Raw genomic sequence first — 6,189 nt, forward strand, 5'->3', positions numbered from 1 at the left:
CGCTCGCATGCAGGCGCCGGAGCGTATCAGGCGCATCCGGACGCACGGCATCCGCCATGGCGAGGAAGGCGGCGAGTTCGCCGTCGACCGCGACGAAGACCGACAGGGCGGCCGCATCGGCGAGGCCTGATTGCGACGCACGAGCCCAATCCGGCAGTGATCTGTCGCCCAGCACGAGGCTGCGCGAGCCGGCGCGGACTTGTCTGCCGTCCACCATGCCTTCGAGGCCCGAGCCCCGATACTCGCGGACCTCCGCCGGCTGGGACAGCGGCAGGCCCCTGTGTCGTGCCAATGAGACCAGCGTCTCCGCCAGCACGTGGTGGGAGGCCTGTTCGAGGGAAGCCACGAGGCGAAGGATCTCGTTCGCCTCGATGCCCGGCGCTGCATCCAGCGCGACGAGCCGGGCTCCGCCTTCGGTCAGGGTCCCGGTCTTGTCGAAGATCGCGGTGCGAACCTGCCCGAGCGCCTCGATGGCCGAGCTGCCCTTCATCAGGATGCCGGAGCGGGCCGCGCGCGAGACGCCGCCGATGAAGGCGACGGGTGCGGCGAGGATCAGGGGGCAGGGCGTCGCGACCACCAGAACGGCAAGAGCGCGGATCGGATCGCCGGACAGCCACCAGGCCAGACCGGCGACGACCAGCGTCGCCGGGAGCAACAGCAGCGCGAAGCGGTCGGCCATGCGGATGAACGGGGCCTTCGCGGTCTGCGCCGCCTCGACCATGCGGACGATGCCGGCATAGGTGCTTTCATGCGCGGCCGCCGAGGCGCGGTAACGGAAGGCTTCGCCAGCATTGACGGTGCCGCTGCGCAGCGCGGCTCCCTTAGCCTTCGCCTCGGGCAGCGGCTCGCCCGTCACGGCGGCTTCGTCGAGCCGGGCCTCGGCATCGATCAGCTCGCCATCGACCGGCAGCATCTCGCCGGCCCGCACCAGCAGCTCGTCGCCGGCAACAACGTCCTCCGCGGCGATGTCGACGAGGCCATCGACGTCCTGCCGGTGGGCGACGCGCGGCGTCCGGTCCCGCAGCGCGCGCAATTCGCGCTCGGCCTTGCCGCGAGCATAGTCCTCGAGCAGGTTGCCGCCGGAATACATCATGGCGACGACGGCACCGGCCAGCGGCTCGCCCATTGCGATCGAGGCGATCATCGCGACGAGCGCGATCGCATCCACGCCCAGCCGCCCGGCCAGCATGTCGCGGACCATCGACACGGCTAGCGCCACCGCAACCGGCACGGTCGCGGCGGTCCAGATCAGATCCGGCGACCGGCTTCCGCCGAATTGGCCTGCAGCCAGCCCGGCGATGGCGCCTGCCAGCGCGATTGCGAACAGGCTCAGATGAACGACCATCTCACGCATCGGTGACGCTCCGGCTTCGCCTCCGGCCGGCTTCGATCAAGCGAAGATCACCTTCCGGAAGCGCGCGAGCGCGAAGGCGAAATATGCGATGCCGATCGCGATGATCTTGGCAATCTCCGGCCAGACCACATCGAGCCCCGCGCCGCGGTAGAGCACGCCCTGCGAGAAGGCGACGAAATGCGGCGTCGGGCTGAAGATCCGCATGATCCATTGCAGCCAGATCGGCATGCTCTCCATCGGCGTCGTCGCTCCGGACAGCAATTGCGTGACCACGAAGACCGGGATGGCCAGCAGGCCGAACTGGCCCATCGTCGTCGCCAGCGTTCCGAGCAGGATGCCCAGCGCGGCGACCGAGAAGGCGTAGATCGCCGTCCCCAGCACGAAGAGCGGGATCGAGCCTGCGATCGGGACGCCCAGGGCCCATTCAACGATGAGAATGAGCGAGGCGACCGCGGCGACCAGGATGACCAGCGCATTCGCCACCATCTTGGCCAGCATGATCTCGACCGGCGTGACCGGCATGACCAGGAGATGCTCGACCGTGCCCTGCTCGCGCTCGCGGATCAGCGCCGCGCCGGTCAGGATGATGGTCAGCAGGGTGACGTTGTTGAGCACCTGCATCACCGAGCTGAACCAGCCGGAATCGAGGTTGGGATTGAAGCGGGCCCGCACGACCAAGTTGATCGGCAGCGCGGTCGCCGTCTCGCGCCCGGCCTGTCGGTTCGCGATCTCCTGCGCGATGATCTGCTGGATGTAGACCGCGCCGTTGCCGGCCTGGGTCATCGCGGTGGCGTCGATGTTGAGTTGCAGCGCCGTCTGCCGCCCGGCCTGCAAGTCCGCCTGGAACTTCGGCGGAATTTCCAGGACGAAGACGAGGCGGCCCGAATCCATCTCGGCGTTGATCTGGTTCGCCGCGATCTGCTTCGAAACCTTGAACAGGGGCGGGTTGAAGGCATCGAGCAGCGAGCGCGAAAGCTCGGACTGGTCTTCGTCGACGATGCCGATCGTCAGGTCGCGGGCCTCGAGCTTCACACCCGTCGCGACGGTGTAGACCGCGATGGTGAAGGTGTAGGCGACCAGCACCAGCATGATCGGATCGGCGCGCAGGCTGCGCAGCTCCTTCACGACGAGGCGCAGGATGTTCTGGAGGTGGATGACGAGCGCGGCCATCTCAGGCCTCCTGCTTGCGCAAGGCGAGCTGCGCGACGACGAGGAAGAGCAGGAAGAAGAAGGCGAGCATCGCCAGGTTGGGCCAGAGCTCGGCCGCCCCCAGCCCCTTGGTGAATACGCCGACGCTCACCGGCTGATACCAGGCCGGCGGCAGGCTCATGCCGATGAGGCGGCCGCCGCCGGAGAGCGATGCGACCGGCACCATCAGGCCGGAGAAGTTGACCGCGGGGATGATCGACAGGATCGCGGTCGCAAACACGGCCGAAACCTGCGTGCGCGTGAAGCTGGAGATGAGCTGGCCGAAACCGGTCGTCGCCGACACATAGAACAGCGTCGCCAGCACCAGAACCCAGGCGGAGCCCTTGATCGGCACCCGGAAGATGAACAGCGCGATCAGGACGAGCAGCGCGAAGCTGACCATCGCGATGGCGATGTAGGGCAACTGCTTGCCGAAGAGGAATTCGAAGCGGCTGATCGGCGTCGAGCGGAAATTGGCGATCGAGCCGGTTTCCTTCTCGCGGACGACGCCGATCGCCGACATGATCGCCGGGATCAGGATCAGCATCAGCATGATCACGCTCGGCACCATCGCATTGGCGCTCTTGAAGTCCTGATTGTAGCGGAAGCGCGTCTCGATCGTGACGGGCGAGGGGGCATGGCTCGAGGCGGCGTTGGCGGCCACGAAGCCCTGGGCATATTGCGTCGCCAGGCCGGTGACGTAGCCGCGCGTCGTCTCGGCGCGAAACGGCATGGCCCCGTCGAGCCAGACCGAGAGCTCCGGCGTGCGCCCGGCCATCAGGTCGCGACCGAAGGAGGGCGGGATCTCGATCGCGAGCTGGAGCTCGCCGCTCTTCAGACGCTGGTCGAGCTCTGCCTCCGAGCGGATCGGCGGCCGCTCGTTGAAATAGCGCGAGCTGGAGAACGCCTCGACCAGCTGGCGGCTCTCCATCGTGTTGTCCTGGTCGTACGCCGCGAATTTCAGGTTCTCGACGTCGAAGGAAATGCCGAACCCGAAGGCCAGCATCAGCAGCAGCGGTCCGAAGAAGGCGAAGCTCAGCCGGATCGGGTCCCGCAGCAGCTCCATCGTCTCGCGCCGGGTGCAGGCCCAGAGCCGGCGCGGATCGAAGCGGCGGGCCGGCGCGGCCGGCTGATGCGGCGCCGCCGCCGCGGCAGCCGGGTCGGCGGGCTCGGCCGGGGCATCCTCGATGCCGGCGGCTTCCTTGAGATAGGCGATGAAGGCTTCCTCGAGCGTATCGACGCCGCGCTTCCGCACCAGCTCGTCCGGCGTGCCGACGGCGAGCACCTTGCCGGCATGCATGAAGGAGATGCGGTCGCAGCGCTCCGCCTCGTTCATGAAATGGGTCGAGAGGAAGATGGTGACGCCATCGTCGCGCGAGAGGTCGATCAGCGTGCGCCAGAAGGCGTCGCGCGCGATCGGGTCGACCCCCGAGGTCGGCTCGTCGAGGATGAGCATGGCCGGGCGGTGCAGCACCGCGACTGCGAGCTGCAGGCGCTGGCGGATGCCGAGCGGCAGGCTGTCGGGCCGCTCGTCGGCGACGGCCTCGAGGTCGAAACGGGTCAGCAGTTCCGCGATCCGGCCTGGGATCTCCGCCGACGGCAGATGATAGAGCTCGGCATGCAGCACGAGGTTCTGGCGAACCGTGAGCTCGCTGTAGAGCGAGAACGCCTGCGACATGTAGCCGACATTGCGGCGCGTCTCCATGTCGTCGGCCGCCAACGGCTGGCCGAACAACTTGGCCGTGCCTTCGCTGGCCGGCAGCAGGCCGGTCAGCATCTTCATCGTCGTCGACTTGCCGCAGCCGTTGGAGCCGAGGAAGCCGAAGATCTCGCCGCGGCCGATGCGGAAGCTGACATGGTCCACGGCGACGAAATCGCCGAAGCGGCGCGTCAGCCCCTCGGCCTCGATTGCGGGCGTCGCGTCGTCGTTCACAACGCGCGGCCGCAGCACGACCTCCTGATGCTGGGCACGCTTCGCCTCGGGCAGCAGCGCGACGAAGGCGCCCTCCAGCGTGGGCTGGCCGGCCTTTCTGCGCAGCTCCGCGGGGGTGCCGGTCGCGATCGCCTTCCCGTCGTCCATCGCCACGAGCCAGTCGAAGCGTTCCGCCTCTTCCATGTAGGCGGTGGCGACGATGACGCTCATGCCGGGGCGGCGGGCACGGATGGTGTCGATCAGATCCCAGAACTGTCCGCGGGAGAGCGGATCGACGCCGGTCGTCGGTTCGTCGAGGATCAGCAGGTCGGGGTCGTGGATCAGCGCGCAGCAGAGCGAGAGCTTCTGCTTCATGCCGCCCGAGAGCTTCGCGGCCGGCCGGGCCTCGAAGGGATCGAGCCCCGTCGCCCTGAGCAATTCGTCGATGCGGCTCCGGCGCTCGGTCGCATCCTGCCCGAAGAGGCGCGCGTGGAAGTCGATGTTCTCGAAGACCGAGAGCGTCGGGTACAGGTTGCGCCCCAGGCCCTGCGGCATATAGGCGATGCGCCCGCGCCGGGCTTCGCGCTCGGTCTTGTCGCCGAGATCGCCGCCGAGCGCGCGGACGCGCCCCCGCTGGATGGCCCTTACACCGGCAATGAGCGCCAGCAGCGTCGACTTGCCGACGCCGTCGGGGCCGATCACGCCGATCATGCGGCCGGAGGGGATATCCAGCGTCACAGCGTCGAGGGCGACGACCTTGCCGTAGCGGTGCGTGACACCCTCGAGGCTGGCTGCAGGGCCAGCCGCTTCCGTCATGGCAGCTTCACGGCAAGCGAGTCGGGCCATTTCGCAGTGGAGGAGGTGCGCACGAAGCCGAGGCCGCGCACGCCGGTCTTCACCTGCCGATGGTATTTCGCGAGCAGGTCACGATCGACCTGGAGCTTGGCGCGGAAGACCAGCTTCTCGCGCTCTTCCGCAGTCTCGACGGCCTTGGGCGTGAACTGCGCGTCGGCGGCGACGAAGCTCACCGTCGCCGGGACGACGTATTGCGGCACGGGATCGAGGATGATGCGCGCCTCGTCGCCGAGCGCGAGCTGCCCCGCCTGCGCGGCGGGCAGGTAGATCGTCATGTAGACGTCCGAGAGGTCCAGGATCGTGATCACGCGCGTGCCGGCCGAGACGACCTCGCCGGTGCGGGCGAGCTGGTACTGGACGCGCCCGCTGCGCGGCGCCAGGAGCACGAGATCGACGAGGATAGCCTTGATCTGCTCGGCATCGGCCTCGGAAGCATGGATCGCGAACTGGGCCTGGTCACGCTGCGCCTGTGCGGCGCGCAGGGCGGCATCGGCGGCGTCGGCCTTGGCCGAGCGCTGGTCATCGACCTGTTTGCTGAGATAACCCTTCGCGACCAGTTCCTTGCCGCGTTCGGCATCGGTGCGGGCGAGGATCTGGTCGCTCTTGCGCTGGGCGATCAGAGCCTCGGCTTCGGCGAGAGCCTGTCTTGCCCTGAGGACCTGCGCCTGCGCGGCACGCAGCTGCGCTTCATATTCCGGCGAGGAGATACGGGCGATCACCTGTCCGGCGGTGACCTCGTCGCCTTCCTTGACGGTGACCTCGGCCAGGCGGCCGGCATATTTCGAGGCGACATCGACCTGCGTCGCCTCGATGCGCCCGTTGGTCTTGATGATGCCCTCCGGCATCGCGTCCCCCCGCAACCTTTCGATCAGGGCCTTCA

At 68.1% G+C, this 6,189-nt stretch carries 4 protein-coding genes; all 4 read right to left on the reverse strand.

Going from position 1 to position 6,189, the window contains the following annotated elements; genetic code table 11:
• On the reverse strand, nucleotides 1-1,354 hold a 1,354-nt coding region (locus ACIPIA_RS08705), incomplete at its 3' end, for an HAD-IC family P-type ATPase (protein ID WP_400508596.1).
• A 36-nt stretch (nucleotides 1,355-1,390) separates the two neighbouring features.
• On the reverse strand, nucleotides 1,391-2,524 hold the full coding sequence (locus ACIPIA_RS08710) for an ABC transporter permease (RefSeq protein ID WP_400508598.1): 1,134 nt from the start codon (nucleotides 2,522-2,524) through the stop codon (nucleotides 1,391-1,393).
• A gap of 1 nt (nucleotide 2,525) precedes the next feature.
• Nucleotides 2,526-5,270, reverse strand: coding sequence for a ribosome-associated ATPase/putative transporter RbbA (gene rbbA / locus ACIPIA_RS08715; protein WP_400508600.1), 2,745 nt, complete (start codon nucleotides 5,268-5,270; stop codon nucleotides 2,526-2,528).
• Nucleotides 5,267-6,189: HlyD family secretion protein (locus ACIPIA_RS08720; protein WP_400508602.1), on the reverse strand; the 923-nt coding region annotated here is incomplete at its 5' end. The genes rbbA and ACIPIA_RS08720, both read right to left, overlap by 4 nt.

The sequence above is a fragment of the Allobosea sp. CER48 genome, assembly GCF_044752385.1.
Lineage (GTDB): Bacteria > Pseudomonadota > Alphaproteobacteria > Rhizobiales > Beijerinckiaceae > Allobosea.